33 protein-coding genes and 1 tRNA gene are annotated in these 26,990 nt (G+C 66.9%); 14 read left to right on the plus strand and 20 right to left on the minus strand.

What is annotated here, in order from left to right; translation table 11 throughout:
* Window positions 1-14 precede the first annotated feature (14 nt).
* Both purD and C457_RS08365 read left to right on the plus strand, forming a co-directional pair.
* The gene (gene purD, locus C457_RS08360) at window positions 15-1,301 is read left to right on the plus strand and encodes a phosphoribosylamine--glycine ligase (RefSeq protein WP_004976657.1); all 1,287 of its coding nucleotides are present in this window, start codon (window positions 15-17) and stop codon (window positions 1,299-1,301) included.
* Between the two features lie 90 nt (window positions 1,302-1,391).
* Window positions 1,392-1,934, plus strand: a complete 543-nt coding sequence (locus C457_RS08365; protein ID WP_008093636.1) for an acyltransferase — start codon at window positions 1,392-1,394, stop codon at window positions 1,932-1,934.
* Between the two features lie 30 nt (window positions 1,935-1,964).
* On the opposite strand, the gene C457_RS08370 is transcribed toward C457_RS08365, so the two are convergent.
* The 5 genes from C457_RS08370 to C457_RS08390 form a co-directional block, all read right to left on the minus strand.
* A complete protein-coding gene (locus tag C457_RS08370; protein ID WP_049913452.1) occupies window positions 1,965-2,996 on the minus strand; it encodes a sensor histidine kinase in 1,032 nt (343 codons plus the stop codon).
* A gap of 119 nt (window positions 2,997-3,115) precedes the next feature.
* Entirely contained in the window at window positions 3,116-3,661 is a 546-nt protein-coding gene (locus tag C457_RS08375) for a hypothetical protein (RefSeq protein ID WP_008093639.1), read from the minus strand.
* A gap of 274 nt (window positions 3,662-3,935) precedes the next feature.
* Window positions 3,936-4,832 (minus strand): mechanosensitive ion channel family protein, encoded by an 897-nt coding sequence (locus C457_RS08380; RefSeq protein WP_008093641.1) that lies wholly within the window; start codon window positions 4,830-4,832, stop codon window positions 3,936-3,938.
* 1 nt (window position 4,833) lies between these two features.
* Window positions 4,834-5,643: a diadenylate cyclase gene (dacZ, locus tag C457_RS08385; protein ID WP_008093643.1), complete on the minus strand. Its 810-nt coding sequence runs from the start codon at window positions 5,641-5,643 to the stop codon at window positions 4,834-4,836.
* 116 nt (window positions 5,644-5,759) lie between these two features.
* Window positions 5,760-6,122, minus strand: a complete 363-nt coding sequence (locus tag C457_RS08390; RefSeq protein WP_008093645.1) for a group I truncated hemoglobin — start codon at window positions 6,120-6,122, stop codon at window positions 5,760-5,762.
* A gap of 428 nt (window positions 6,123-6,550) precedes the next feature.
* Between C457_RS08390 and C457_RS08395 the strand changes: the two genes are divergently transcribed.
* Window positions 6,551-6,751 carry a hypothetical protein gene (locus tag C457_RS08395; protein WP_008093646.1) on the plus strand — a complete coding sequence of 67 codons (201 nt, stop codon included), beginning with the start codon at window positions 6,551-6,553 and terminating at the stop codon, window positions 6,749-6,751.
* A gap of 213 nt (window positions 6,752-6,964) precedes the next feature.
* Here C457_RS08395 and C457_RS08400 read toward each other — a convergent pair.
* Window positions 6,965-7,047, minus strand: a tRNA-Leu gene (locus C457_RS08400).
* Window positions 7,048-7,153: 106 nt separating this feature from the next.
* Here C457_RS08400 and C457_RS08405 point away from each other — a divergent pair.
* Entirely contained in the window at window positions 7,154-7,462 is a 309-nt protein-coding gene (locus tag C457_RS08405; RefSeq protein WP_004976640.1) for a transcription factor tfiib repeat-containing protein, read from the plus strand.
* Window positions 7,463-7,466: 4 nt separating this feature from the next.
* Here C457_RS08405 and C457_RS08410 read toward each other — a convergent pair whose 3' ends face one another.
* The 6 genes from C457_RS08410 to C457_RS08435 form a co-directional block, all read right to left on the minus strand.
* On the minus strand, window positions 7,467-7,673 hold the full coding sequence (locus C457_RS08410) for a hypothetical protein (protein WP_008093647.1): 207 nt from the start codon (window positions 7,671-7,673) through the stop codon (window positions 7,467-7,469).
* 29 nt (window positions 7,674-7,702) lie between these two features.
* Window positions 7,703-8,203 (minus strand): phosphopantetheine adenylyltransferase, encoded by a 501-nt coding sequence (locus C457_RS08415; RefSeq protein WP_008093648.1) that lies wholly within the window; start codon window positions 8,201-8,203, stop codon window positions 7,703-7,705.
* Window positions 8,204-8,325: 122 nt separating this feature from the next.
* Entirely contained in the window at window positions 8,326-8,790 is a 465-nt protein-coding gene (locus tag C457_RS08420) for a winged helix-turn-helix domain-containing protein (RefSeq protein WP_004976627.1), read from the minus strand.
* A gap of 67 nt (window positions 8,791-8,857) precedes the next feature.
* Window positions 8,858-9,934, minus strand: coding sequence for a glutamate--cysteine ligase (locus tag C457_RS08425; RefSeq protein WP_008093649.1), 1,077 nt, complete (start codon window positions 9,932-9,934; stop codon window positions 8,858-8,860).
* A 157-nt stretch (window positions 9,935-10,091) separates the two neighbouring features.
* Complete coding sequence (locus tag C457_RS08430; RefSeq protein ID WP_008093650.1) at window positions 10,092-10,754, minus strand: fibrillarin-like rRNA/tRNA 2'-O-methyltransferase; 663 nt, start codon at window positions 10,752-10,754, stop codon at window positions 10,092-10,094.
* Window positions 10,751-11,593, minus strand: coding sequence for an NOP5/NOP56 family protein (locus C457_RS08435; RefSeq protein ID WP_008093651.1), 843 nt, complete (start codon window positions 11,591-11,593; stop codon window positions 10,751-10,753). The genes C457_RS08430 and C457_RS08435 overlap by 4 nt, the downstream gene beginning before the upstream one ends.
* A gap of 112 nt (window positions 11,594-11,705) precedes the next feature.
* On the opposite strand from C457_RS08435, the gene C457_RS21145 reads away from it, so the two are divergent.
* The 8 genes from C457_RS21145 (at window position 11,706) to C457_RS08465 (ending at window position 16,086) form a co-directional block, all read left to right on the plus strand.
* Window positions 11,706-11,840: a rubrerythrin-like domain-containing protein gene (locus C457_RS21145; protein ID WP_115819275.1), complete on the plus strand. Its 135-nt coding sequence runs from the start codon at window positions 11,706-11,708 to the stop codon at window positions 11,838-11,840.
* Window positions 11,837-12,259 carry a hypothetical protein gene (locus tag C457_RS08440; RefSeq protein WP_008093652.1) on the plus strand — a complete coding sequence of 141 codons (423 nt, stop codon included), beginning with the start codon at window positions 11,837-11,839 and terminating at the stop codon, window positions 12,257-12,259. Before C457_RS21145 ends, C457_RS08440 begins: the two co-directional genes overlap by 4 nt.
* Before the next feature lie 38 nt (window positions 12,260-12,297).
* A complete protein-coding gene (locus C457_RS08445) occupies window positions 12,298-12,669 on the plus strand; it encodes a hypothetical protein (RefSeq protein WP_008093653.1) in 372 nt (123 codons plus the stop codon).
* Window positions 12,670-12,786: 117 nt separating this feature from the next.
* A complete protein-coding gene (locus tag C457_RS08450; RefSeq protein ID WP_008093654.1) occupies window positions 12,787-13,413 on the plus strand; it encodes a DUF6517 family protein in 627 nt (208 codons plus the stop codon).
* A 47-nt stretch (window positions 13,414-13,460) separates the two neighbouring features.
* Window positions 13,461-13,616: a hypothetical protein gene (locus C457_RS20610; RefSeq protein WP_004976613.1), complete on the plus strand. Its 156-nt coding sequence runs from the start codon at window positions 13,461-13,463 to the stop codon at window positions 13,614-13,616.
* Entirely contained in the window at window positions 13,613-14,596 is a 984-nt protein-coding gene (corA, locus tag C457_RS08455; RefSeq protein WP_008093655.1) for a magnesium/cobalt transporter CorA, read from the plus strand. The genes C457_RS20610 and corA overlap by 4 nt, the downstream gene beginning before the upstream one ends.
* A gap of 223 nt (window positions 14,597-14,819) precedes the next feature.
* On the plus strand, window positions 14,820-15,818 hold the full coding sequence (locus C457_RS08460) for a transcription initiation factor IIB (protein ID WP_008093657.1): 999 nt from the start codon (window positions 14,820-14,822) through the stop codon (window positions 15,816-15,818).
* 88 nt (window positions 15,819-15,906) lie between these two features.
* Window positions 15,907-16,086 (plus strand): DUF7836 family putative zinc-binding protein, encoded by a 180-nt coding sequence (locus tag C457_RS08465; RefSeq protein ID WP_004976607.1) that lies wholly within the window; start codon window positions 15,907-15,909, stop codon window positions 16,084-16,086.
* A 57-nt stretch (window positions 16,087-16,143) separates the two neighbouring features.
* Here the strand turns inward: C457_RS08465 and C457_RS08470 are convergent, their stop codons facing one another.
* Entirely contained in the window at window positions 16,144-16,551 is a 408-nt protein-coding gene (locus C457_RS08470) for a translation initiation factor IF-2 subunit beta (protein WP_008093659.1), read from the minus strand.
* A 267-nt stretch (window positions 16,552-16,818) separates the two neighbouring features.
* On the opposite strand from C457_RS08470, the gene C457_RS08475 reads away from it, so the two are divergent.
* Window positions 16,819-17,055, plus strand: a complete 237-nt coding sequence (locus C457_RS08475; RefSeq protein WP_008093660.1) for a UPF0058 family protein — start codon at window positions 16,819-16,821, stop codon at window positions 17,053-17,055.
* Window positions 17,056-17,268: 213 nt separating this feature from the next.
* Here C457_RS08475 and C457_RS08480 read toward each other — a convergent pair whose 3' ends face one another.
* The 4 genes from C457_RS08480 to malQ all read right to left on the minus strand — a co-directional run bounded on the left by C457_RS08480 (window position 17,269) and on the right by malQ (window position 21,313).
* Complete coding sequence (locus tag C457_RS08480) at window positions 17,269-17,709, minus strand: DUF555 domain-containing protein (RefSeq protein ID WP_008093661.1); 441 nt, start codon at window positions 17,707-17,709, stop codon at window positions 17,269-17,271.
* A 62-nt stretch (window positions 17,710-17,771) separates the two neighbouring features.
* Window positions 17,772-18,686, minus strand: coding sequence for a DNA-3-methyladenine glycosylase family protein (locus C457_RS08485; protein WP_008093662.1), 915 nt, complete (start codon window positions 18,684-18,686; stop codon window positions 17,772-17,774).
* A 128-nt stretch (window positions 18,687-18,814) separates the two neighbouring features.
* The gene (locus C457_RS08490; RefSeq protein ID WP_008093663.1) at window positions 18,815-19,759 is read right to left on the minus strand and encodes a mechanosensitive ion channel family protein; all 945 of its coding nucleotides are present in this window, start codon (window positions 19,757-19,759) and stop codon (window positions 18,815-18,817) included.
* 63 nt (window positions 19,760-19,822) lie between these two features.
* On the minus strand, window positions 19,823-21,313 hold the full coding sequence (malQ, locus tag C457_RS08495) for a 4-alpha-glucanotransferase (RefSeq protein ID WP_049913455.1): 1,491 nt from the start codon (window positions 21,311-21,313) through the stop codon (window positions 19,823-19,825).
* 208 nt (window positions 21,314-21,521) lie between these two features.
* On the opposite strand from malQ, the gene thrS reads away from it, so the two are divergent.
* The gene (gene thrS, locus C457_RS08500; protein ID WP_008093665.1) at window positions 21,522-23,453 is read left to right on the plus strand and encodes a threonine--tRNA ligase; all 1,932 of its coding nucleotides are present in this window, start codon (window positions 21,522-21,524) and stop codon (window positions 23,451-23,453) included.
* Window positions 23,454-23,467: 14 nt separating this feature from the next.
* Here thrS and C457_RS08505 read toward each other — a convergent pair whose 3' ends face one another.
* The 3 genes from C457_RS08505 to C457_RS08515 all read right to left on the minus strand — a co-directional run bounded on the left by C457_RS08505 (window position 23,468) and on the right by C457_RS08515 (window position 26,921).
* Complete coding sequence (locus C457_RS08505; RefSeq protein ID WP_008093666.1) at window positions 23,468-24,907, minus strand: alpha/beta hydrolase family protein; 1,440 nt, start codon at window positions 24,905-24,907, stop codon at window positions 23,468-23,470.
* 170 nt (window positions 24,908-25,077) lie between these two features.
* Window positions 25,078-25,575, minus strand: a complete 498-nt coding sequence (locus C457_RS08510; RefSeq protein ID WP_008093667.1) for a pyridoxamine 5'-phosphate oxidase family protein — start codon at window positions 25,573-25,575, stop codon at window positions 25,078-25,080.
* 38 nt (window positions 25,576-25,613) lie between these two features.
* Window positions 25,614-26,921 carry an MFS transporter gene (locus C457_RS08515; protein ID WP_008093668.1) on the minus strand — a complete coding sequence of 436 codons (1,308 nt, stop codon included), beginning with the start codon at window positions 26,919-26,921 and terminating at the stop codon, window positions 25,614-25,616.
* Between the last annotated feature and the right edge of the window lie 69 nt (window positions 26,922-26,990).

The following is a 26,990-nucleotide window of genomic DNA, read 5'->3' on the forward strand; positions in this document are numbered from 1 at the left end:
CAGGGTATGCGACCATGAGCGAGACCGTCCTTCTCGTCGGCGGCGGCGGCCGCGAGCACGCGATTGCCCGCGCGCTGGCCCCCGACTGCGACCTGTACGCCTGCGCCAGCAACCGAAACCCCGGCATCGCCGCCCTCGCCGAGGACTTCGAGACGATTTCGGAGACCGCCGCCGAGGACATCGTCGCCTACGCCGAGTCGGTCGGCGCGACGCTCGCGGTCGTCGGCCCCGAGTCCGGCCTTGCGGCGGGCGTCTCCGACGCCCTCGACGACGCCGGCGTCTACACGTTCGGCCCGCAGGCGGCCGAAGCGCGCATCGAGACGGACAAGGCGTTCCAGCGGCAGTTCATGCGCGACGAGGAGATTCCGGGCAACCCCGACTTCGCCACCTTCGACGACATGGAGGCCGCCTGCGACTACATCGACGACTACGACGGCGACCTCGCGGTCAAGCCCGCGGGCCTCACCGGCGGCAAGGGCGTGAAGGTCATCGGCGACCAGGTGACGCCCGAGGAGGCGAAGGCGTACCTCCGCGACTCGGACTACGAGCGCGTCGTCCTCGAAGAGCGCCTCGTCGGCGAGGAGTTCACGATTCAGGCGTTCGTCGCCAACGGCGAGTTCCGCGTCAGCCCCGCCGTGCAGGACCACAAGCGCGCCTACGAGGGCGACGAGGGACCGAACACCGGCGGCATGGGAAGCTACACCGACGTGACGCCGTCCCTGCCGTTCATGGCCGACGGCGACTACGAGGCCGCCGTCGAGGTCATCGAGGCCGTCGTCGAGGCGCTCCCCGACTACAAGGGTATCCTCTACGGCCAGTTCATGCTCACGACCGAGGGCCCGAAGGTCATCGAGTTCAACGCCCGCTTCGGCGACCCCGAGGCGATGAACACCCTGCCGGTCCTCGAAACGCCCTTCATCGACGTACTCACGGCCGCCCGCGAGGGCGAATCACTACCCGAACTCGACTTCGCCGAGGCCGCGACGGTCTGTAAGTACGCCGTCCCCGAGGGCTACCCGACGGACCCCGAAGCCGGCGCGGAAATCACGGTCGAGGTGGACGAGGACGCCGGCGCGCTGCTGTTCTACGCGAGCGTCGACGACCGCGAGGACGGCCTCTACACGACGACCTCCCGGTCGTTCGCCGTGGTCGGCGTCGCCGACAGCATCGCCGAAGCGGAGGAGCTCGCGGAGGATGCGCTCGCCGACGCCGGCGAGGGCTTCCACATCCGCCACGACATCGGCACGGCGGCGCTCGTCCAGCGCCGCATCGACCACATGGCCGAACTCCGCGGCGAGTAAGCGGCAACCGACCCGGCGAGACCGATGTTCTAGTTCTCTCGTCGCCGCCGCGGCGAGGGCGCTTTTACCTCCGCGGCCCAATCGACGGACGTGACCGACGACGATGCCGCACCGGCGGACAGCGACGCCCGCCGACACGACCGAATCCAGCACCACCCGACGCCCGGCCCGCGGAACTCGCTGCAGTACTGGACCGACGCCAAGCCCGTCTGGCGCGTGATGCTCAACTACGTGTTCGTCCTCGTCGCCCGCATCGCGCCGTCGCTCTGGGTCAGAAACTGGGCGCTCCGGCGCATCGGCGTCACCGTCGGGGCGGGCGTCTCGTGGGGCCTCGAAGCGACCCCCGACGTGTTCTGGCCGGAACTCATCACCATCGAAGACGACGCAATCATCGGCTACGACTCGGTCATCCTCTGTCACGAGTTCCTGCAGGACGAGTACCGGACCGGCGAGGTCGTCGTCGGCGAGCGCGCCATGATAGGCGCGAAGGCGACCATCCTGCCGGGCGTCCGCATCGGCGAAGGCGCGCAGGTCGCGGCGAACTCGCTCGTCACGCGTGACGTGCCCGCGGGAGAGACGGTCGCCGGCGTGCCCGCGAGACCCATGTCCGGCGACGAGACTGACGGAGCGTAATCGGTCGTCGTCGCGGCCCGCGGCCCGCGGTCAGTCGTCCACCGTGGACTGTTCCTGCAGACGGACGCAGAAGACCGCGCCCTCGCCGTCCTCGCGGTCTTCGACCCAGATGGTGCCGTTGTACGACGAGATGACGTTGTCGGCGAAAAAGAGGCTGATACCCGTGCCGTGGTGCAGTTGGTCGTACTCCTCGCGGCCGAAGATGAGGTCCCGGTGCTCCTCGGGGACCCCCGGGCCGTTGTCGGCGACGCGGACGATGACGAAGCCGCCGTCGCGGTCGGCCGAGACTTCGACCCGCGGCGTCTCCTTGTCGTTGTGCATGACCGCGTTTTCGAGCAGACACTCGATGGCCTCGCCGAGGAGGTCGTCGCCGATGACCTCGACCTCGGGGAACGACCCGAACTCGAACTCGGCGTCCGGGAACTCTATCATGGCGTCGACGATTTTGTTGTTCAACACCACGTCGAGGCGGACCGGGTGGTTGGACACGTCGTGGGAGCGTTCGAGGTGCTCGCGGAGGTCGCGGGCGCGCTCGGACTTGTGGACGATTTCGAGGACCTTCTCCTGGACGAGGTCGAGTTCCTCCAGCGCCTGCTCGTCGTCGATTCGGCTGGCGACCTGCTGGGTGTAGCCGTAGACGACGTTGAGTTCGTTCCGGAGGTCGTGCCGGAGGAGGCGGTTGAGCACCTCCGAGGCGTTCTCGTAGCGGCGCTGTTTGGTCGTGTCGACGAAGAAGGCGAGAAACCCCTCCACGTCGCCGTCGACGACCATCGGGCTGGCGAACCCCTGTCCGTAGACGACCTGCTGGTCTTTCCGCCGCGCCATGAACTCCCCGGACCACGTCTCGCCGGCGATCATCTGCTCGACGATTTCGTAGTATATCTCCTCGTCGGCGGCGATGAGTCCGACCGACTCGCCGACGATGTCGTCGTAGTCGTAGCCGAGGAACTCCAATCCGGCGTCGTTAATGTCACGAAAAGCGAAATTCGTATCCGCAATCAACATGGGGATATCCGCACTTCGGAAAGCCTCGCGATACAGTTCCGGGTCGGTATCCTCCATGTTCGGTCTGCAGAGATAATTCTACCACCAATACTTATTTTCGGCGGTCGTTTCACCACCGAAAATGTATCAGTTGTATTTCACTAACGGTGTTCGTTTATGCCTGGTTTATGACCCCTTTATGACTCGTCTCTGAGGTCGAACAGCCGTTGGTAATAGTGTGCGACGATGTCGATTGCGGAAGAAACATCGCGCTCGGGGCTCTCTCGGACCCACTCGTCGTGACGGGTGACGCCGACGACGAAATACTGTGCGAGGTTATCGACGGTTTCGCCGTCGGCCGAGGGGGCCATCCGTGCGACTTTGATGCGGTGGGCCCGCCGAGCGACGGTCTCCCAGCCGTCGACCTCCTGTCCGTGGAGTCGCCAAAATCGGGTGTGGAGCGTCGCGTATTCCGGGTTTATGTCGAGTTCGTCACAGACGGTACCGAGGAGTTCTCGAACGTCCCGCCACCGCGGGTCGTCGTTTATCGCGTCCGGCTCGGAGTCGTCGGGAACGGACGAGACGAACGCTCCGGGTGGGACGTCGTGTTCGAAGCAGGCCTCGAAGGCGTCTCGGTTTTCGATTTCGTCCTGGAGGAAGAGCGCGCGCATGAACAGTTCGCCGGCGCGCTCGGCGCGCTCGGCGGGAACGTCGGGAAACTCGGCGACGAACGCCTCGGACATATGATGTACCGCACGCTCCGCGGCGGTCATCGCGGCGTCGAAGTCGCAGCTGAGAAGATGTGTCTCCCGCATATCCTGAAAGTGAAACCCTCGAAGTAGCGTCTCTGCAACCTCAAACGCTCGGGTTGAGGGGGCAGTAACGTCGAGGGTGGGGAGGTTCTCCGTCATCGTCTTCAGGGGGAGCCGATATGAGACAATCTTCGGACCACTTCTAAACTGTTATGGTAACGGTATGACAAAATTTCCGAAAACATCAGTCGTCGAGATTGTTTACCTATCGAACACGGCCGACGCCCTTGTCGAGGACACGGGCATTCGGGATGACGAACTCAGTGTCCTCGGATTCGACGTGGGTGACGAACATATCGAGTTCCTGAACGACGCCGCTGACCTCGCCGACGACGATTTCATCGCCGATGCTGTACGGTTGGGTGAAAAGGAGGTACGTCCCCGCCGCGCCCGAGCGGAGTAGGTCGCGGAACGCGACGGCACTGAGCACGATGAGCCCCAGCATGTACGACGCGAGGAGGACGATGAGCGCGAGCGTGGCGACGCCGACCTGCGAGAGCGCGACCAGCGTGGCGAGAAAGAAGACGGTGTATTTGGCGAGCGACGGGAGGACGTTCACCTGCGGGAGTTTGACCGCGCGGAACCGCTCGGCGACGAGGAGTTCGACCTTGTCGCCGACGACGACGCCGATGATGAGGACCAAGATGGCGATGAACAGTTGCGGCAGGATGGCGATAACGAGCCCCCAGAAGCGGTCTGCGTAGTTGACCCCGGCGAACGAGAGAGCGGCGAAGACGCTGATGCCGAGGACGAAATACCGCGTCAGCCACGACAGGATTTCGACCGTCGATGTCTCGAAGTCGCGGGCGGTCCGCTCGAAGGCGGTTCCCTCGATGGCCTCGGGGACGCCGACGCTGATGAGGAGTCGACGGACGAGCGTCCCCGCGACGTACGCGAGCACCAACCCGAGAAACAGGATAGCGAGCACGCCGAGAAACCGGAGCCCGACTATCCGGACGATGTCGTCGACGGCGCCGCCGACCGTCTGAAGCGGGGCGGCAGACTCGAACGTGAATACGGGCGCGGACGCGGATGCTGCTGTGGACGCTGGCTCGGGACCGGCCGACGAGTGGACGAGGGACGCCGAAACGGGCCCCGGCATCTCAGTACGCCTCCGGGTCGATTTCGAGAATCATCTTGCCGCCTTTGAACGCCCGGACGAGTCCGTCGGACTCCGAGAGAACGATGGCGGTGGCGTTGGTGTCGCGGGTGATGGCGCCGCCGGCCATGTGCCGCGCGCCCAGCCCCTTCGGGATGTCGACGCCCTCCGCCGAGGGTTCGAGGTAGCGGTACGCCGAGACGATTTTCCCCGAGTCGGAGATGACGAACGCGCCGTCGAGCCGCGAGAACTCCTTGAGCATCACGTTGACGATGGGGTCGCCGACGTAGACGTGGGACTTCTCGAAGGGGTTGTACGAAAGCGGCCGCGACTTGTTCATCACCTTCCCCGCGTCGCCGACGATGAACAACGCGCCGACGGGTTCGCCCTTCTGCCCCTTCTTACCCAGTTCGATGGCTACCTCGAACACGTCGCGGATGACGCCGGGGTCCGCCCGGGAGTTCGCAAAGAGGTCGTAGATTCCCGACCGCATGTTCTCCTCGACGCGAACCCGGACGAGCGAGTCGAGGTCGCCGCCGAAGACACCGACGTTGCAGGCGATGGTATCTCCCGCTTCGACGATACTCTGTTCCATCGCGCCCTCGACGCCGAAGCGGATGCGGTCCTTGACGTTCTGGAACTGGAGGGGCAGCTCCACGAACGTCTCGGCTTCGACCGTGTTCTCCGGCGCGATGACCACCGTCGGAACGTCCGTCTCAGCGAACTGCTCGTAGTGGGAGTGACTCGGCGTGAACAGAAACAGCCCATCGACGTCCGCCACGAGGTCGCCCAATAACTCGGATAACGCCGCCATTGGTGGAGAGACACACCGGGTGAGAAAAAGGGTTGTGTCGCGTCTGACGCGTGGCGTGCGCGATTCGGCCGGTCGAAACCGGCGACTGATTCTCCCCGAATGGAGCCGAACGGAGCTTACTGCCCCAGAATCGGGGCTCTGAGCGCGGCGACTTCGTCGAGAATCGCATCGGCGTCTTCCGGGGCGACGCCGTTTTCGTCGAGCGCGGCCGCGAGGTGTTCGGCGATGGCGTCGAAGTCCTCGCCCGAGAGGTCGAGGTGGTCGTGGGCCGCCCGCATGTCGGCCCCGTCGTACTCGACGGGACCGCCCGCGACGGCGCTGATGAACTTGACCTGATGGGCGCGCTGTTCGACCATGTCGATGTCGTCGAAGTAGTGCGCGACCGAGTCGTCGGCGAGGACGCGGTCGTAGAAGTCCGAGACGACTGCTTCGACGGCCTCGTGGCCGCCGAGGCGAGCGTAGAGTGACTGCGTAGGCATTCGTCGGGGAGTTGGACGGCTCGGTGGTAATATTTCCTCCGAACGTATTCGGGGTGTTTAAGCGTGGAGTACGGGACTGCGGCGGGATGAGAGGGCGTTCTGTTTGAATCCCCCGCGTCTGGGTGGCCCCACAAGAGGTTTGACAGCCTGTTGTGATGTTGGTGATTAGAGAGATGCGTAACTCGACCTCTGTCGTGCTAACGGCTCTTCTGATTATTCTCGCGGGGTGCTCGGGAATCGGAGCCCGCGACACGACGACAGCCGAAACGACGTCTCCGTCCGCGGCGACCACACAGTCTCCGACTGAGTCGACCTCGACGCCCGAGCGGACGGGGGCGCTCACCGACCGGACACCCAAGACCCGACTGTCACTCTATCCAGAGGCCGGGTTTACAGGGCGCGTTGCTGTCGCAGTCGGCGGTGAAGAGGTGTTCAATGAGACGCTCTCCGACGACGGTGGAAACGGCGGCCTCGACCTGACCGACCAGTTGCAGCCGACCCGCCAGACGGTCTCCGTCGCGGTGAACGGAACGGTGCAGTGGGAACGGCCGGTCGGTACCACGGAGTCGTTCGAACTCACCGTCCTTGAAAACGGGAGTATCGAGGTCCGCGAGCACACAATTCGATGACGAAGGCTCGGGCCCCGGAGTGGCGGTCTATCTGCTGTTTTCGAACTCCCCACTCCCCCCACTCGCCACGGTCTCAACGCTATCAGCGACGACGAGTTTCAACAGAAAGCGCGCGGGACAGGGTTCGAACCGGACCGAGACTCGCCGCGCTCGTCTCGTAGGGGTCGAACCCTTCTGCTTGCATACACGTCTCTCACGGTGTTCGAGACGGTATGCGCGGGACAGGGTTCGAACCTGCGAAGGTCTACACCACAGCGCCCTAAGCGCTGCGCCTTTGGCCACTTGGCTACCCGCGCGCAGTCGGACGACGCTCGCCCTTCGACCGCACATTTCCCGCACCGATATATAAACGTCACGAGGGCTCGCCGCGGGGATTATGCTCCCGCGGCCGCAACGACGACCATGTACAGCGCCCGAGACCAGCGAGACAATCAGGAGTGGCTGGCCCGCATCGACGCCGCCGCCGACGGCCTCGAACTCGGTAGCGAGGCCCGCTCGTACGCCTCGGACATGTTTCTCACGCAGTTGCCCGACGAGGACCGCTCGAAGAAGGCCGTCGCCGCCGCCAGCCTCTACGCCGGCGCGCTCATCGCCGGCGAGGAGCGCTCGCAGACCGCCGTCGCCGAGGCCATGGATGTGTCGCGGCTCAGCATCCAACAGCGCTGGAAGGACCTCCTGCGGGAGGCCGGCTTCCGACCTCCGAGTTGGTAGCCGGTCACTCCGAGGAGCGCGTCGGTGCCATCCGCCGGGTCAAGACCGCGTAGGTCACCGCGACGGCGAGGATCCCGGCGACGAGGCCGGCCGGGATACCGACGAAGAGCGAGAAGAAAATCCACCGAGCGGCCAGCTCGGTGACGGCGATGCCGACGAGGACCGCGGCGACGACGCCGACGGCGAAGCTGGCGAAAAGCGGGTGTCGCATGGGCGACGATACGACCGTGAGCGTGAAAACTATTCGTCGCTCGGGGGCGTCCGACCGCGACCCTCGCGGTCGGGCGTGAGGTTGCCGTGGCGGTCTATCTCCCCGGAGACGATGCGGGTCGAGGAGATGCGCTCGCCGTCTTCGGCGGGGACGTGCTCGACGACCTCGATACGGAGGGGTTTGAGACCTTTCTCCTCTCGAATCTCGTTGACGCGCTCGCCGCCGCCCCGCGTCTCGGGCGAGACGATGAGGACGTCGAAGCCCTCCTCGGTCGCGATGCCGGTCGGTTTGTCGAGTTCGCGGACCTCGAACTCGCGGTCGTACTCCTCGGCGAGCGGTCGGAGTTCGGCTTCGAGGTCGGCCTTGCGGTCGTCGAAGGGCCGGACGTAGCGGTCGACGTGTCGCGTCTTCGGTGCGAGTTCGTCGCTCGTGAGTCCGACCGTGACATCACCCAATTCGAACGCTCGCTCGAACAGCGCGAGGTGTCCATCGTGGACAGGGTCGAACGTCCCGCCCAGCGCGACGTGCATACTCTCGCGGTGGATGCGGCGCGACTTAAGCGGGTCGGGTTAGCCTAACGGACCAGCACCCGCGGCGAGCGAAGGGCTCCCGAAATCGGGCGAGGCACCGCAGCAGCCGGCAGACCGCGGAGCTACTCCTCGCGGACCGTAATCGTGACCGGTTCGGTCTCGTCGGTGCGGTCGGTTCCGAGGTGTCGGTCGAGGTTGAACACGGCGTTCAACTGCTCTTGCACCTGTCCGGAGACGCCCTTCACGAGGTCGCTCGGCGCGATTGCGACGTACTCGTAGGGGTTGTTGCCCGCGCCGGAACTCTTCCGCTTGCGGCGCTCGACCGTCTCGTCGTCGGTGAGTTCGGCCAGCGCCTCCCGAACCGTACTGGGGTAGAGGCCGGTTCCCTCCGCGACTTCCTCGCTCGTCGAGTGGGGGTGCTGTCGGAGGTAGACGTAGATTCGCGCGCGGGTCTCCGTGTCGAGAATCCACGCGAGCAGGTCCACCAACCCATCGTCGAACTCGGAGACGGCGCAGTCGGCCGCGCCGCCCGAGTGTTCTTCGTCCGTCGACTCCGCGCTCCCCTCTGTGCTCTGGTCCGCAGACATTTGTGCTACGGCAAAGGTCAAAACTGGGGCGCTAAAAAATGTTTCCTGTCGGTCGTCGGCGTGCGACTCAGTCCAGCGTCAAGTGTTCGCACAGGGCGTCGAGCCCGGACTCCCCGTGAATCCGTCGCTGGACGGCGGTGCCGGATTCGGCGTCGAGAAGCGACCGGAGGCCGTCGACGCCGAGGCGGTCGGTCTCGCTTTCGACGAACGATTCGAGGCTCACGACGCCCTCGGAATCCGGGGCGACGAAGTCGGTGTCTCGCCCGTAGCGGGTCGCGCGCCACTTGTTCTCGTCGAGGAGTTCCCGGCGGACCGTCGTTCCCGATTCGCCGGACTCGTAGCGGTCGGCGAGGTCCAAGACGAGCGCGTGGACGTACTCGACGAAGTCGGCGACGCGCTCGGGGTCGGTCTGGGCGTCGGGGGTGCGAATTTCGACCGTCCCGTGGCCCGTGTGGGGGCGCACGTCGTACCAGAGTTCGCCTCGGTCGTCTATCGAGCCGTACTCGACCATCCGGCGCTCGAAGCGCAGGAAGTCCTCGAAGTCGTCGAAGGCGGTCGGCATGCCGGTGTTCGGGAGGTTCTCGAACACCTTGGCGCGGGCGGAGGCGAGGCCGGTGTCGAAGCCGTTCCAGAAGGGGGAGTTCGCGGAGAGCGCGAGCAGGGGTGCGAGGTACCAGCGGAGTTCGTTGGCGACCCAGACGGCCTTGTCGGCGTCGTCGACGCCGACGTGGACGTGCAGGCCGGCGGTCGTATTCCGGTGTTGCGGGTACTGAATCCGGTCGAGTTGCGCCTGATACCGGGGCTTCGTCGCGTGGTCGAGTTCGCGCCACTTGGCGGCGGGGTGGAGCCCAGCCGCGGCGATGCGGTAGCCGTGGTCAGCGGCGTGGTCGACGAGCGCCTCGCGGACCGTCTCGACGGCCGCGCCGGCCTCGTCGGGGGCCTCGATGAGCGGCGTCTGCGTCTCGATAGTGAACTTGAACAGCTCGTGGTCGAGTCGTCCGGCGAGCGGTTCCGGAGGCTCCGGTCCGTAGACTAAGTCGTCGATACCCGAGGTGGGGCGGCCGTCGGCATCGACGATGTAGAATTCCTCTTCGACGCCGAGCGTCCCCATTCGGTCGAAGGCGTCCGCCGACCCTAGTTCCATCGCAACGGCGTAAGTTGCGCCGAATTAAAAACACCGTGGGAGCCGGCGAACGCGTCGCACGACCGCGGGCAAGCGAATCGGACGATAGTGACGGGCGAAAATCAGGTCTCTCGGAACGGTCGTCAGACGGAGCGATGACGGTGACGCCGCCGCCCGTCTACTTCGGCCGGGCGACGATTCCGAGGTGGTCGGCGTGGAAGCGGTCGAGACGGGCTGTGTCGAGGATTTCGTAAGCGGATCCCAGTTCGGCGACCACGTCGTCGAACACGTCGTCCGGCTCGGCGGTCACGTCCTCGCTCCGCGCCTTGACGGCCATCAGGAGCCGACCGTCGTCCGCGAGGAACTGTCGGTTGCGGACGGCGACGGTCGCCTGCCCGCGGGTCGCCACGTCCATGACGAGGCAATCGATGCCGGATTCGACCACGTGCGCGTAGGATTCGGGGTCGCGCGCGTCCTTCAGGAGCGGGAAGAGATTGGTGCGGTCCTCGGCGACGCCGACGAGGTCGCGGACGGGGCGCGGCGCGAACTCCACGGCGTAGGTCGGCCCGGCGAAGTCGGCGACGTGCGAGACGGTCGTTCCCGAGGCGGCCCCGAGGTAGAGGACCGACTCGTCGCCGACGAGACCCGTGTCCATCCCGAGTTCGAGCATCGCGCCGAGCTTCGAGCGCCCGGCGTCCCACGCGCGCCAGCCGTCGGCGTCCACGGGTTCGCCGTAGACCTGCGCGCCCCGGGTCGAGAGGCGCTCGCGGCCGCCGAACGTCCGGCGCTCGACGCCTTCGGGGAGGTCGGCATTGGAACTGGCGGCGGAATCGTCGCTCATTCGTCGGCCTCCTCGTCGGCGCGGGCGCGAATCGTCGCCATCCGGTCGGCGAGTTCGGCGTGCAGGTCCGGCCGGTAGTCGCCCGAGTAGTGGTCGATGCGCGCGGCGATAGAGAGCTTCCCGGCGAGCGCGCGGGCGGCCGACCCGCGGTCCTGCGGGCGCGTCCCGCGGACGTACTCGTGAGTGAAGATGACGCCGTGTTTGGGCGACGTGGCGCGGCCCTTCAGGTGCGCGAAGAGGGCGTCTTCGGCCCCGAGTACTTGGACCGTTCCGCTCGGTTTCTTGGCGAGGCTTTCGAGGCCGCCCGCAAGCGCGATGAGCCGCGCCGCGAGGACCGGGCCGGCCATCTCGGCGAGGTTCGGCGCGGTCGTGGGCGCGCGCTCTTCGATGAACGCCCGGAGGTCGTCGCGCTCGTCGAGCAGGTCCACCGCGCGGGTTGCGTAGGAGACGACGCGCTCTTCGGCGGCGGTCTTCGGGTCGCGGGCGGCGATGTCGCGGACGCCGTCGAGGCCGCGCGGGACGGTCTCGTAGAGCGTGCCGGCCCACTCGACGACCCGCTCGGCGAGTTCGTTCGCGGTCCGTTCGGCGTCGTCCATCGCGCGCACGGCGTGGGCGAGTTGCACGTCGTCGGCGCGCTCGCGCTCCGCGACGGCCTCGCTGGCGGCGGCGAGCGTCGCCGAGCGGAGTTTGGCGTAGTAGTCGGTCTCGTCGGCGGCGAACCCGGCGTCGACGGCCTCGGCCGGCCAGTCGGCGGGGGCGGAGGCGCGGCCCGTTCGGACTCGCGTCGCCCCGGATTCGGGGTCGTCGGGGTCCGCGCCGGCGAACCATGCGTCTGTCATACTGGCGGATTGCGCCCCGTTCGGGTAAAAGGACACGGACCCGCGGGCGCGGTTCGGCGCTCATGGTACGCCGTGGTAAGTTTTAACACACCATGTCTCGTACGAATGCTCGATGGAACGCGCTTCGTACGTCTGTCGTGAGTGTCAAACGACCGTGAGCGCCGCGTCGTACCGCTCGACTTGTCCGGAGTGTAGCGGCGAACTGCGGCCTAGGTCCGTGACGAGCCGCCGACGCGCCGGAGATTGAACGACGCGCGCGGGTCGTCCGACCCGAGCGCCGTCCGCTCGCTCGCAGTCACGACCGACGACCTCGTGACCTCCCTCGAGGCGAACCGCCGGGGCGACGACCCCGTCGTCCTCCGCGTCACCCCGCCGTTCTACGGGCGGATGCGGGCGCGAATTCACCGAACCGGCGGCGAAGCCTCGGACTACGCCGACCCCGAGCCGATACACCTCGACCCGCGGGTCTTCGTCGGCGACGACGCCCCCGCGTACCCCGAACCCGACGAGACGCGGCCGGAGCCGTACGAGGTCGAAGCTCACCACGAGCGCCACACGGAGGCGGTCCGAGCGTGGCGCTCTGCCGTCCGCGACCACCTCCGCGAGGCCGTCGCGCTCCCGACGGACGACGGTCCCCACGAGGTCGACGTCAAGTACCTCGGCTGAGCGAACCACTTTTTCCCCGCGGGGCACACCGTAGCGACATGAGCACCGACGAGTACCGCCGCGGGACGGCGGTCGAGCGCGAGCGTCAGCAGAAACAGCGCCCGGCGCGCGGCCGCTACCGCGGGGTGTTGCCGGTCATCTACGCCATCGGGTTCGTCATGTTCACCGGCGTCTCGCTGTACATCGGGCCGGAGCCGGCGTTCGCAGTCTACCTCGTCACCCACGTCTTCTACGCGGGACTCGTCCGCGCCGACATCAAGTCGCTCCGCGGGCAGGGCATCGACTGGGGCGCGTCGCGGCACCTCTGGTTCGGCGCGGCGTTCGCGCTCCCGTTCGTCGCGCCCGCCTACTACCTCTACAGCGGCCGCGTGATTCGCCGCGAAAACAAGTCGCGGAACCTCGATGACTGAGGCAGAAACCCGCGGACTGCTCCGCGAGGCCGAGCCGAGGGTGCGGCGGCCCGGCCACCGAACTTATGCCCGGCGAGGGGAAATGGCGGGGCAATGACTTCCAGACGCGTAGTCGCGGTGCTCGCGCTCGCCGCGCTCGTGCTCACCAGCGGCTGTATCGGCTTTCTGACGGGCGAGGAGACGCTGACGTTCGAATCCGAACCGGCCACGACGGACGCGACCGTCGCCGAGAACGCCGGCTACGAGACGAACGGGACCGAGACGTTCGCGGTGAATCGCACGCTCTCGTTCGGCGGGCAGGAGCGTAAAATCGCCGCCAGCAACCACATCACGACGTACGAGAAGACGCTGGACCTCGGCTTCTTCGGCGAGGCCAAACTCGGCTCGTTCAGCGTCATCTCGACGCCCGCGGTCGAGGTCGCCGGCCAGCCCCGGAACCCCATCGGCGACTACTCGAACGACGACCTCATCCGCCTCGTCGACAACCGGTATCAGGGCCTCAGCGACGTCCAGCAGGTCAGTTCGCGGAACGTCCAGATGCTCGGCGAGACGACTAACGTCACGAAGTACAGCGCCACCGCGCGGTTCGGCGGGCAGGAAGTCGACGTGTACGTCCACGTGACGAAAGTCCAGCACAACGAGGACTTCGTCATCGCAATCGGGCTGTACCCCCAACAGCTCGACGGCGAGGAGGAGAACGTCCTCGAACTGATTCGGTCGGTCGAACACCCGTCTGAAGCGTAAGCCGCCTCGGGCGAGCCTTTTTCTCGTCGCCGCGGGTCGATGGTTTCATGACTCGCGTACGGACCGCAGGTATCGCGGTGACGGCGCTCGGCGTCGTCGGCTACGGCGTCGGGTCGCTCGTTGCCTACCCGGGCCGGGCGTTCTCGGTGACGGCCGTCATGGTCGGCATCACGCTCTGGGCCATCGGGGGTGACGTGCGGTGATTTCGGCGCTCGTCTACGGCGACGACGGCGTGTCGGCCTACGAGGAGACCGCGTTGGACGCCGCGCGCGACGCCGACGGGACCACGTGGGTTCGCACGACCGCCGCGGAGGAGTTCGAGCGCGTCGCCGAGGCGTTCGGCGTCCACCCGCTTTCGGTCGAGGACGTTCGGAACGACGCCCGCCCGAAGGCCGAGGAGTACGACGAGTACACGTTCGTCGTCGTCCGGGTGGCGACGCTCCGCGCCGGCGAACAGGTGTTCGAAGAGGAGGTCCAGACCAGACCCGTGGGGCTCTGCTTCGGCGACGACTGGCTCGTGACGCTGACGCGCCGGGAACTGGAACCGATAAACTACGTATGGAACGCCATCGAGCGGGAGGAGCCCCGGATGCTCCGGTTCGGGCCGGACTTCGTGGCCTACCGCGTCATCGACCGCATCGTCGACGAGTACTTCGGGCTGTTGGACGAGGTCGGCGAGGAGATAGAACTCATCGAGGACATCATCCTCGAGGGTCCCGACCCGGAGGTGCTCGAGGGGCTGAACGCGGTCCGGCGCGACCTGCTGTCGTTCCGGAAAACCGTGTGGCCGACGCGGGAGGCCGTCGGCGTGCTCGCGCGCGGCGACCCCGACTACGTCCGCGAGTCGACGGAGAAGTACTACCGCGACGTGTACGACCACCTCGTCGAGTTGGTCGACCTCACGGAGACGTACCGCGACCTCGCGCGCGGCGCGCGGGACATCTACCTCAACACGCTCTCGCAGTCGACGAACGAGGTGATGAAGACGCTCACCGTCGTCGCCACCATCATCCTCCCGCTCACGCTCGTCGTCGGCATCTACGGTATGAACTTCGACCCCGGCGCGTCGGCGTTCAACATGCCCGAACTCGGCTGGGCCTACGGCTACCCGGCGACGATGCTCGGCATGGCGCTCGTCTCCGCCGTCCTGCTCGTCTACTTCCGACGGGAGAGCTGGCTCTAAGCGACGAAAGAGATATACTACCCGATTGCTCACGTCTGGCGCTCGGTTCGCGTCGGCGAGATGGCGACAAATCCCCCCACATCGTGCGATTGACCCGCATAACCTCGGCGAAAGGTTTATATGCTTTTCGGACTTACTGATGGTAAGGCCAGTCCAAGCCGGATTATTCTTTCGTCTTCTGTGGTCTTCCCGGCCGAGACGTATCCGCGCCTTCCCCCCCACCATGAGCGACACCACAACCACCCGAACCTACAGTACCGACGCAAAGGCCAGGGACGTCCGTCCCCGCGAGTCGGAGCGAGACGAAAAACAGCAGGACGAAGCGCAGGTCTGCCCCGAGTGTAGCGGCCACCTCGTCACCGACGAGGAACACGGCGAGACGATTTGCGAGGAGTGCGGCCTCGTCGTCGAGGAAACCGTGGTCGACCGCGGCCCCGAGTGGCGCGCGTTCGACTCCGCCGAGCGCGACAGCAAGTCCCGCGTCGGCGCGCCGACGACGAAGATGATGCACGACAAGGGGCTGTCGACCAACATCGGCTGGCAGAACAAGGACGCCTACGGCAAGTCCCTCTCGCCGCGCCAGCGCGAGCAGATGCAGCGGCTCCGCACGTGGAACGAGCGGTTCCGCACCCGCGACTCGAAGGAGCGCAACCTCAAGCAGGCGCTCGGCGAAATCGACCGCATGGCCTCGGCCCTCGGTCTCCCGGAGAACGTCCGCGAGACCGCCTCGGTCATCTACCGCCGCGCGCTCAACGACGACCTGCTCCCCGGCCGCTCCATCGAGGGCGTCGCCACCGCGGCGCTGTACGCGTCGGCCCGGATGGCGGGCACTCCCCGCTCGCTCGACGAACTGGAGAAGGTCTCGCGCGTCGATAAGATGGAACTCACCCGGACGTACCGCTACGTCGTCCGCGAGCTGAAGCTCGAAATCAAGCCCGCAGACCCCGAGCAGTACGTCCCGCGGTTCGCCAGCGAACTCGGCCTCTCCGACGAGGCCGAGCGGCAGGCCCGCCAGCTCCTCCGCGACGCGAAGGAGACGGGTATCCACTCCGGCAAGTCGCCGGTCGGTCTCGCCGCCGCCGCCGTCTACGCCGCCGCCCTCCTCACCAACGAGAAGGTGACCCAAAGCGAGGTCTCGACGGTCGCAGACATCTCCGAAGTCACCATCCGCAACCGCTACAAGGAGCTGCTCGAAGTCCAAGACGGTACCCTGTTCGCGTAACCGCTCGGTGGGCTCGGTGGCCCGCACTTTTCTCGGTCGTGCTAAACCGTAACAACATTTATCCGCACCCCCGAAGCATATACGGGGTATGGTTGAAGCGTTCGTCCGACTCTTGTGCCCCGAATGTGGAAAGGACTGGGAGACGAATCCGACCGATCTCCCCGCTCACCGCGACAACTACTCGTGTCAGGGATGCGGCGCGACGCGGCGCACGGCCGAGTTCATGCGGACGGAGCGCGACCTCCAGACGCTCAAACAGTTCGAGTAGCGAGGAGCGAGAGAGGGTCGCCTCACGACCGGGGCGGTCCCGGCTGGCGTCCGTTTTTTAGATGTCGGGAATCGACGAGAGCGCGCCGCACGCGTCGCACTTCAGCACGTCGGCACCTTGTTGCGTGACGAACTTCGTGTCCGGCGACCCGCACTCGCTGCACAGGACGAACGACTCGACGTACTCGTCGAGCGCGTCGGCGATGCGGCGCTGGCGGAACTCGCCGGTGAACCGCGCGCGACCTCTGTCGTCGATTTGGGCGCTCGTTCCCAACTCCGTCTGGAAGAACTTCAGGACGTGCGTCGCCTCGCGCGCGAGGCGGTCGTGGGTCGCCGCGAAGTTCTCGTAGACCGTGACGTTCCCCTCCTGGCGGACCGTCGGCTCCGGAACGCTGAAGCGGTCGCCGCCTTCCGCGACGTCCGGCGACTCCGAGAGCGCGCGGTCCAGTTGGTCGTCGTAGTCCATGCGCGACAGTACGCGCACGCCGGGGTAAAATTCTCACGACCCCCGGCGCGCGCGACCGGCGCTCGGCGCGCGCCCTACATAGCTATATAAACCACTCGTGAGATTCCGCCGACGCTCGCTATCGAGGGGGCGAAACAACAAACGAATTGAAAACGTTCGAACACGAAATTTCCGCTGAGACCCCCATAATCGGCGGTTTAAGGGAGTCGGATGCTAACGTGACTCAAGATAATACTATATCCCTCCGGTCTCAAGCCGTGGTTGCTCATGAAGAAGCAGGAACTCATCCACCTGCACGGTCTGCTCGCAGAAGTCCACACCCAGATTGAGGCCTGGGAGGACGAGGAAATCAGTCTCGTCGAGTACAACGAACTCGGCGTACGACCGACATCCATCCACAAGTCCAAGACGGACCACAAAGCAGCCGTGTTTAAACTGGCGAAGGGAATCACCGGAGCGATGCACGAGGCCGAACCAGAGCCGCTCGCACCGCAAGCCGACTGAACCGAGAAAAGAAACGCGTTCTCCTCTACGACCCTACATCCGAGAGCGACCGCGCCGCTCTCTCGCGCGACAACGCTCCCGAGCGACCGCCGTGCCGAACCGATGGATGAGTTCCGCTCGCGGGCAGAAATAGCGTTTTGACGGAGGTGGGGCGTCGTCACGGGCTTTCGATGGCGCTGGGACGTCCCCTCCGCGACGACGATAAGCCGTGCTTCAGCGGTCGTCGACGAGGTCGTCGAAGTCGACGAGCGCGTCGTCGTCGTCCGAAGCGCCGGTCTCGGCGCGGGTGTCCCCCTCGCCGTCCGTCTCGACCGAATCGTCGTCGACTCGTTCGACCGACAGCACCTTCAGCGGGATATTTTCGAGGCGTTGGCCGATCTCCTTGCGGGCGATGCGCGAGGCGTGTTCCTCCTGTTCGACGTTGAAGACGGTCATCTCCAGTTCGAGGGCGACGAGCGCCTCGTCCGCGGCGATGAACGCGGGGGGGAGTTCCTCGCCGCCGGGCGAGCTCCGAGAGCCCATGTTAATCTCGACGTACTTCAGGTCGGGATTGAGCATCTCGCCGGTCTTCGAGATGGCGATTCGGACCGCCTCGTCGACGGTTTCCACGTCGTACACCGGGACCGCGGCCTCGACGACGACTCTGCAGTCCATGGTTACGATGAGGTTGTGTGCCGAAGGGTATCAACCTTCTTGCCACTCCGTCTCCCGCCCGCTCACTCCCCGCCAGAGCGGAGGTAGTGGAAGACGTACGTCTGGGTGTAGCCGGCGTAGCGACCGCCGAGGCGCTCGCGAATGGCCCGCGAGGTGTCGGCGTAGTTCCCCCGGTCGCAGTCGGGGTAGTGCTCCTCGATGGCCGACCGAATCCACGTGTCGAGCGGGACGGCTTCGAGGTAGTCGAGCGAAAACAGCAGGACGCAGTCCGCGACCTTGTCGCCGACGCCGACGAACGTCGTCAGGAAGTCGCGGGCGTCCTCGTAGTCGCGGCCGCGGGCCTCGGCGGGCGTCGCCTCGCCCGTGGCGACCATCTCGGCCGTCCGCCGGACGTAGGGCGCGCGATAGCCGAGGCTGAGGTCGCGGAGTTCGTCTTCGGTGGCCTCGGCCAGACGCTCGGGCGTCGGGTACGCGAAGTACGTCTCGCCGTCGAACTCGACCCGCTCGCCGTAGGACTCTCTGAGCCGCGACTGCATCCCGAAGATGCGCGAGACGCGCATCTGCGCCGAGCAGATGAACGAGACGAGACAGCCGAACGGCGGGTCTCGGACGAGTCGCATGCCCGGGTACGCCTCGTAGGCCCGCCGGACGAGCGGTTCGTCGGGCATCTCCGAGACGATGGCGTCGAGGTCGTCGTCGAGGCGAAGCAGGTGGGTGAGAAGCGGGACGGCGTCGAGGTTCGACTCCCACTCCAGCGCGCCGTCGGTCTGGCGGACCCTGACGACTGCGGACTCGTCGGAGACGCCGTCGAGCGGCGGGACGACCGTCTGGTACCACGCGTCGCCGCCGTGGGCCGCGTCGCGCTCGTACATCCGGCCGTCGGGGCGGTCCCAGAGGTACGACTGGCCGCTCTCCAGCGTCGATTGGAGGTCGAACGCTCCGTCGAGGCTCGCGAGGTCGATGACACCCGTCTCCATCGCTTCGACGTTGGGCGCGGGGGATTTGCGGGTTTCGATGCCGGCGGACGAGACGGGACGACGGGTCGAGACGGCGACAAATCGAGACGGGGCGGCGGCGAGGCGGGTCGCGGCGACCCACGTCGCGCTCAGCGGTTGCGGCTCACCGGGAAGCTGACGCGGTCCGGGTGGTCGCCCAGTCGGTCGAGAATGCGCTCGTAGAGCCGGTTTTTGACGCGCTGGGCGCGAGTCGGCGGGACGAGCACGCGGAGTCGGAAGACGACCCACGACTCCTCCTGTGCGACGTTGACGGTCGGGCCGCCGGCCACGTCGAGGTCCAGCGGCGACTCGGCGAGCCTCGCCCGGTAGCGTTTCATCGCGGCGTCCATGTCGTCGCCGAGTTCCTCGTCGGCCACGTCCAAGAGGAGTTGGCGGACGAACGGGAGGTCCGTCTCGTAGGACACCTGCACGGGTACCTCGGTCCAGACGCGGTCGAACAGCGCGCCGTAGTTGACGACCTCGGACGAGAGGACGAGCGAGTTCGGGACGGTGACGGTCCGACCGGACGGCTGGTTCGACGCGAGGGTGCCGCCGGTCTCCCAGAGCGTCGTGACGAGGAAGTCAACCTCGGCCACGTCGCCGGAGACCGAGCCGATGTTGACGCGGTCGCCGACCGCGTACGGTCGCTTCGCGAGGATGTAGAACCAGCCGATGAAGGAGAGAATCGGCTGTTGGAGCGCGAAGGTGACGGCGAAGCCGATGACGCCGAACGAGACCAACAGGCCGAGCCACTGCTCCGTGAACGCCCCGAGGACGCCGACGAGCGCGACCCCGCCGAGCGTGAGTCGGAGGACGTTCCGAACGTCGTGGGCCCGGCGGCGGTCGGCGATGCGCCCGACGAAGAACGCGGCGAGAAACCGGTAGACGCCGTAGGCGACGAGTGCGACCGCGGCGGCAGACAGCCCCTTCGAGAGGAGCAAGTCGGCGTTGGGCACGTCGAAGTCCGAAAGGGGGGTCGTCGCGCGGACGAGCGCCGAGAGAACCGCGGCGATGAGCCCGGCGGCGAACGCGCCGAGGCCGAGGCGGCGAGACATACCGTTGCCGTCGGGTGGGCGACTGAAAAAGGTGTAGTCGAACCGAGGCGAGGGGCGGCGGCCTCAGTTGCGGATGTGGAGGTCCGTGAGGTTCGCGAGGCGGTCGGCGACGCCGTCGTCGAGGCCCTTGCGGGTGACGCGCCACTCCCAGTTGCCGGTCTGCGTGCCGGGGGTGTTGAAGCGGGTCTCGGAGCCGAGACCGAGGAGGTCCTGCGTCGTCGTGAACGCGAGGACGGACGCGGAGTTCCAGACGGCGTCGATGATGGACCAGTGAATCTCCGAGCCGTCCGCGCCGATGTTGTAGTGGAGGCAGTCGCGGGTGCGGTCGTCGAGGTCGCGGTAGTAGCCGACGAACGTGTCGGTGTCGTGGGTCGAGGTGTAGGCGACCGAGTTCTCCGGGTAGTGCATCGGCTGGTACATGTCGCCCTCGCTGCACCAGTCGGCGTACTGCGGGACGCGCATGCCGGGGAAGGCGAACCGGTCGCGGAGGTCGACCAGCGAGGCGTCGAGGAAGCCGAGGTCCTCGACGATGAAGGGGAGGTCGCCCAGTTCGCGCTCGACCGTCTCGAAGAAGTCGTGGCCGGGGGCGTCGCGCCACTCGCCGTCGCCGGGGTCGTCGGAGTCGGCGTCGATGGCCCAGAACTCGTCGAACCCCTTGAAGTGGTCGATGCGGGTCACGTCCACGAGGTCGAACAGGCGGCGGAGGCGGTCGAGCCACCAGCCGTAGCCGTTCTCGCGGAGCGTCTCCCAGTCGTACAGCGGGTTGCCCCAGCGCTGGCCGGAGTCGTTCGGGTTCGGCGGGACGCCGGCGACCACGGCCGGTTCGTTCGATTCGGTGAGGTCGAATGCCTCCGGGGCGGCCCACACGTCGGCGCTGTCGAGGGCGACGTAGATGGGGAGGTCGCCGACGAGGGTGACGCCCTTCTCGTCGGCGTAGTCGGCGAGGGCGCGCCACTGCTCGTCGAAGCAGAACTGGACGAACTCGCGGTAGCGAATCTCGTCGGCGTACTCCTCGCGGGCGTCGGCGAGGGCGTCGGGATCGCGGGTCTTCAACTCGGTCGGCCAGTCTATCCACGCTCGTTGGAACTCGTCTTTCAGGGCGGCGAACAGCGCGTAATCTTCGAGCCAGCCGGCCTCGCGCTCGCGGAAGGCGTCGAGGGCGGCGCGGTCGTCCTCGGCGGCCTCGGCCTCGAAGCGGTCGAAGGCGGTGCGGAGCCGCGAGCGCTTGTACTCGCCGACGCGTTCGTAATCGACGGCGTGAGGGTCGAAGTCGGGAACGGGTTCGAGGTCGTCGTCGGTGAGCCATCCGCGCTCTACGAGGTCCGTGAGGTCGATGAGAAGCGGATTGCCGGCGAACGAGGAGGACGATTGATACGGCGAGTTCGCCATGGCTGGCTCGGTCGGCCCGAGGGGGCAGAACTGCCACATCGACTGTTCGGCGTCGGAGAGGAAGTCAACGAAGGCGCGAGCACCGTCGCCAAGGTCGCCGATGCCGTGGGGCCCCGGGACCGAGGTGACGTGCATGAACACCCCGCTCTGTCGAGAAAGTCGCATACCCACAGGGTCCGCGTGCGACCCAATTGGTACTTTGGGTCGAAACGGCGGGACCGAAGGCGAGGCGGCGAGCGCGTCGACGGGGCCACGTCGGACCGTCGACCCCACCCTCTGTCGTGCTAGCAACCCGCACGAAATCGGTCGCGAGCGGGCGTCGCTCGCGCTCGTCTCAACAACACTTATTCTCCCCCGTCCGTTCCGTGCGCGTATGAGTGATATCGCTGTCATCCTCCCCGACGGAACGGAACTCTCCGTCGAGGAGGGTGCGACGGTGCGAGACGCCGCGTTCGCAATCGGCCCCGGCCTCGGCAAGGACACCGTCGCCGGCGTCGTCGATGGCGAACTCGTGGACAAGAAGACGCCGCTCCACGACGGCGCGGACCTCGTCATCGTCACCGACCAGTCCGACGAGTATCTCGACGTGCTCCGCCACTCGGCGGCCCACGTCTTCGCGCAGGCCCTCCAGCGGCTCCACCCCGAGGCCAAACTGACCATCGGCCCGTGGACGGACGACGGCTTCTACTACGACGTGACGAGCGTCGACCTCGAACAGGAGGAACTCGAAGCCATCGAAGACGAGATGCGCGACATCATCGAGGAGGACCTCGACATCGAGCGCGCCCTCGTCGACCGCGAGGAGGCCCTCGAAAAGTACGCCGACAACCCCTACAAGCGCGACATCCTCGAAACGGAGGCCGCCGGCGACGACGAACTGTCGTTCTACCAGCAGGGCGAGTTCGAGGACCTCTGTAAGGGCCCGCACGTCGAATCGACGGGCGAAATCGGCGCGGTCAAGCTCCTGAACATCTCCGCGGCCTACTGGCGCGGCGACGAGGAAAACGACACGCTGACGCGGGTCTACGGCACGGCGTTCGAGTCCGAGTCCGACCTCGAAGCGTTCCTCGACATGCGCGAGGAGGCCAAGGAGCGCGACCACCGGAAGCTCGGACAGGAACTCAACCTGTTCGCCATCGACGAGACGACGGGGCCGGGCCTGCCGCTGTACCAGCCGAACGGCAAGCGCATCCTCGACGAACTCGCGGACTACGCGAAACAGCTCAACCTCGACGCGGGCTACGACCCCGTCGAGACGCCCCACCTGTTCCGGACGGAGCTGTGGAAGAAGTCGGGCCACTACGAGAACTACGTCGACGACATGTTCCTCCTCGACGTGAACGACGAGGAGTACGGCCTGAAGCCGATGAACTGCCCCGGCCACGCGACCATCTTCGACCAGCAGTCGTGGTCCTACCGCGACCTGCCGGTGCGCTACTTCGAAGACGGGAAGGTCTACCGCAAAGAACAGCGCGGCGAGCTATCGGGGCTCTCTCGCGTCTGGTCGTTCACCATCGACGACGGCCACCTGTTCGTCCGCCCCGACCAGATAGAAGACGAGATCAACCTCATCATCGACAACATCCTGTCGGTGTTCGACACGTTCGGACTGGACGCCGAGGTCGCGCTCGCCACGCGCCCCGAGAAGTCCGTCGGAAGCGACGAAATCTGGGAGCAGGCCGAGACGCAACTCCGCGCCGTCTTAGACGACAGCGGCATCGACTACGGCATCGAGGCCGGCGACGGCGCGTTCTACGGCCCGAAAATCGACTTCGCGTTCAAGGACGCCCTCGGTCGCAAGTGGGACGGCCCGACGGTCCAACTCGACTTCAACATGCCCGACCGCTTCGACCTCACCTACACGGGCGAGGACAACGAGGACCACCAGCCGGTGATGATTCACCGCGCGCTCTACGGCAGCTACGAGCGCTTCTTCATGGTGCTCATCGAGCACTTCAACGGCAAGTTCCCGTTCTGGCTCGCGCCCGAGCAGGTCCGCATCCTGCCCATCTCGGACGACCAGATGGGCTACGCGAAGCAGCTCCAGTACGAACTCGGTGACTTCCGGGTCGACATCGAGGACCGCTCGTGGACGCTCGGCCGGAAGATTCGCGAGGCCCAGACCGACCGCGTCCCGTACATGGTCATCGTCGGCGGCGACGAGGAAGAAGACGGGACCATCTCCGTCCGCGACCGCAAGGAACGCGAGGCCAAGGACGTGAGCGTCGAGGCGTTCCGGGACCACCTCCGGAGCGAGTACGACGAAAAGCGCCCCGAACCCGACTTCCTCGCCGACGCGGAGTGAGGAACGCGACCGACTCAGGCAGTAACTGATTCTCTGTTCCGGCGGTTCCGCGCCGCCGCGTCCAACTCTCGCCGGACCGTCGTTCGGAACGACTCGTCTCTGATGAGGTTCGCGAGCACGCCGAAATGTCCGCAGTCCCACTCGCGGCGGTTCGGCCTCGGGACGCCCCACTCGTCGAGGAGCGCGCGAGCCGTGGACGCGGGGGCCATCTCGTCGCGAGCCCCGACGAACGGGAAGACACGTTCGGGCGCGAGACACGGGTCTTTGGGCGGGTTCAACAGCGGCGCGAACTCGTGGAGCGCCTCGCCGGCCCAGCCTGCCGCGTCGAGGGCGGCGTCGATGTCGAGCAGTTTCGTGAGTCCCCCCGCGAGGAGCGTCTGGTCGATTGCGCCGGGCATCCCCGCGGGGAACAGCAGGTCGGGGCGCATCGACTCGGGCCAGTCGCCGCACCGGCCCCCGACGTGGAGCGCGACGGTTCCGCCGAGGCTGACGCCGCCGACGCCGACGGCCGGCGCGCCCTCGGTCCGCGCCCAGTCGGTGAGGACGGCGGTCTCCAGCGCAGCCGCCGAGTAGAGCGTGAACAGGCCGACGGGCGCGCGGGCGATGTAGGGCTCGCCGCTGTATCGACCGAGTAGCTCGCGCCGGCCGTGCCACGGCGCGTCGGGGAGGACGACCCGGTACCCCTCGGGGGCGAGCGCGCGGGCGACGTACTCCTCTTCGGGCCAGTAGGTGAGTTGGTCGTCGAACATCCCCCAGCCGGAGTGGAAGACGAGCGTGGGCAGGTCGTCGGCGGCGTCGACGGGTTCGTACACCCGCGCAGACGCCCGGTCGCTGAGGTGCGGCGAGGGCGACCGGAAGCGAAGCAGATACTCGACGGTTCCCGGCCCTCGAACCGTCGCAGAACGCTCGACTCGAGGGAACTCCTCGGCCGCGCTGGACTCGGCGAAGCCGTACAGTCGCTCGGGTTCGGCGAGTTCGTGGTGCCAGCGGGTTCGCGCGTCCTCGGGCGAGGGCGTCTCGAACTTCACCGGCGGCACGAGGTGTTCCTTCGGGAGGAAGCCGAAGATGCCGGTCGGCTTGGCCCGCCGTTCCGACACCTCGCGGCGCTCGCGCTCGACGGCGACGCGCTCGTCGGGCGTCGACTCGTCGTCGCCCCAGAAGACGCTGTCCCAGCGCTCCATCGTCTCGTCGTACGCGCCGCGGAGGCGGGCGTACCGCGCGAGGGCGCGTTCGATTCGGTCGTGGAGGTGCGGTGCCGGCGGCGAACCGACCTCGCGGAGGTACGCTTCCGGCCCGTCCGAGAGCGCCACGTCGGCCGCGGCGCGAGCGCGGACGACGCCGAACTCGCGGGGGAGCGAGCGAGTTTTGAACGCCTCGAACGGTCGCGAGGTCAGCAGTCGGCCGGCGGGCGAGGTCAGCAACCGGTGTACCGCCGGGGTTTCGAGATGGTCCATGCCGTGTGATACGAGTGACACGATAATGACCCTAGGCCCGCGTGTCGGAGCGTGAGAACGGGCGGAGTGGTACCGGGACCGGCCTCTCGAACTAATAAATTAAATAGCGCGATATGAAATCCGATTCGCGGGGAAAACAGACGAATCGAAGCGGAACGAGACGACGGCGCTCAGGCCGACTCGAACCGCCACCGCGTCGCGTCGGCGGGAAAGCCGGACCACGCCAGCACGCGCTCGGGTCGAATCCGAAACACCGGCGTCCCGTGGCGAATCCCGTACTTCGCCTCGTAGGCGTCGTCGATGCGGGCGAGCGTGGTCTCGTCGGCGGTCTCCGCGTCCAGTCGCTCGGCGGCGCCTTCGAGGATGACCACGTCGGTTCCGCTTTCGGTGTGAACCGAGAGGCGCGGGTCGTGCGCGAGGTTTCTGACCCATCTAGTCCGCTCGCCGCCGCCGCAGTGGAACGCGCCGTCGACCCAGACGCCCCAGACCGGGCGGGCGTGCGGGCGGCCGTCGGGGCGGGTCGTCGTGGCCCAGAACACCTCGCCGTCGGCGAACGCGGTCTCGACGAGGTGCCACTCCAAGAGCCCCTCTTCCGATTCGGGGATGCCGTAACTCGGTTCGGTCATCGGGCGGTCGCGGGTCGTCGCGGGCGGCGCGTCGTCGGACATGAGAGAAAGAAGGGACGCGAGAGATTAAACGCGGAGCCCTACCACGTCGTGAGCGCGTCGGTCCCGTGGGACCACGTCAGGGCGGCGAGGAAGGCGAGGACGCCGGTGATGGCCGACGCGCCGCCGACGAAGAACACCCACTCCATGCCGACTTCGGCCATGAGGTAGCCGCCGAGGAGGGGCGCGACGACGCTGCCGGGCCGCCAGAGGAGTTCGCGGATGCCGAAGCTACTGGCGACCCCCGCGCCGCCGGAGCCCTCGTCGGCGAACAGCGCCATGCTGGCCGGTTCGCGGAGGCTGTCTGCGACGCCGAGGAGGCCGGCGAGGCCGACGAGCGGGAGGAACGCGGGCGAAAGCGGACCGAGGAAGGGGACGGCGGCAGGGAGCGCGAGCGCCTCGCCGACCGCGGGCGAGAAGGGGACGGCGAGCGCGATGAGGCCGTAGAGGCCGCCGCCGACGAAGACGAACCGCGCCCGGCCGTACGAATCGGAGATGCGCCCGGTGTACGGCTGACAGAGCATGTTGGTGAACTTCTCGGCGACGACCGTGGCGGCGACGGCGATGCCGCCGTATTCGAGGCCGCCGGAGGCCGCGGAGACCCCGGCGTAGATGGGCACCCACGTCCGGACGAGGGTGACCGCGACGGCGTACTGGACGCGGAACGTCGCCATCGTCAGGATGCGCTCGTTGAGCGCGAGGTCCGTGAACGGAAAGCCGTGGACGCGGGTCTCGTCCGGCGGGAGAAACACCCAGATGGCGACGACGGCGATGGTCAGGAGAATCGTGATGACGATGAAGATGGGCGTGAAGCCGAACAGGTCGTAGAGGATACCGGCGCTGATGCTTCCGAGGATGGAGGCCGCAAAGCGGGCGGCGTTCGCCTTCCCGATGTGGTTCGCGCGCGTCCCCTCGCGGGCGAGTTCGCCGACGAGCGCGAGCGACATCAGCCCCGCGCCGGTGACGGCGACCCCCTGTGCGGCCCGCACGAGAATAAACGAGAGACTGGAGTCGACGAGCGGGAACGCGGCGTAGACGACCGCACCGAGGCCGACCGTCCCCGCAAGCACGAGGCGTTTATCGTACCGGTCGCCGGCCCACGACAGCGGCACGACGGCGATAGTCTGGGCGAGCGTGAAGCCGGTGGTGAACATGCCGATGACGAAGCCGCGAGAGAGGGAGAACCCGCCGAGCGCGAGCCCGCCGAGCGCGAGTTCGGGGACGGCGACCGCACCCGGGTCGAGTTCGTTGATGTACTTCGGGAGCAGGGTGACGAGCGTGATGAAGCCGAAACCGCCGGCGAACCGAGTGAGATACAGCGTCCAAAACCTGAGACGGGTGCGGTCCATGGGCTGTGTGCGGCTAACCGGTGAAAAGAAGTTCCGGAACCGGCCGTCGACGAAGATGACCTAAAGCCC

The organism is Haloferax prahovense DSM 18310, assembly GCF_000336815.1.
Classification (GTDB): domain Archaea; phylum Halobacteriota; class Halobacteria; order Halobacteriales; family Haloferacaceae; genus Haloferax; species Haloferax prahovense.